Origin of the sequence: Virgibacillus byunsanensis, assembly GCF_042675965.1 — a bacterium.
GTDB lineage: Bacteria > Bacillota > Bacilli > Bacillales > Amphibacillaceae > Virgibacillus_R > Virgibacillus_R byunsanensis.
In genome coordinates, this window is record NZ_JBHTKJ010000081.1 from 1 (window position 1) to 577 (window position 577).

1 rRNA gene is annotated in these 577 nt (G+C 55.1%); it reads left to right on the forward strand.

Annotation, left to right across the window (positions count from 1 at the left end):
• Positions 1–577, forward strand: a 23S ribosomal RNA gene (locus ACFQ3N_RS20415); the annotation flags it as partial.

Sequence of the window (577 nt, forward strand, 5' to 3'; positions counted from 1 at the left end):
TGTAAAGGCAGAAGGGAGCTTGACTGCGAGACCTACAAGTCGAGCAGGGACGAAAGTCGGGCTTAGTGATCCGGTGGTTCCGCATGGAAGGGCCATCGCTCAACGGATAAAAGCTACCCCGGGGATAACAGGCTTATCTCCCCCAAGAGTTCACATCGACGGGGAGGTTTGGCACCTCGATGTCGGCTCATCGCATCCTGGGGCTGTAGTCGGTCCCAAGGGTTGGGCTGTTCGCCCATTAAAGCGGTACGCGAGCTGGGTTCAGAACGTCGTGAGACAGTTCGGTCCCTATCCGTCGTGGGCGTTGGAAGTTTGAGAGGAGCTGTCCTTAGTACGAGAGGACCGGGATGGACATACCGCTGGTGTACCAGTTGTTCCGCCAGGAGCATAGCTGGGTAGCTACGTGTGGCAAGGATAAGTGCTGAAAGCATCTAAGCATGAAGCCCCCCTCAAGATGAGACTTCCCATCACTTCGAGTGAGTAAGATCCCTCAGAGACGATGAGGTTGATAGGTCCGGTGTGGAAGCGTGGTGACACGTGGAGCTGACGGATACTAATCGATCGAGGACTTAACTAA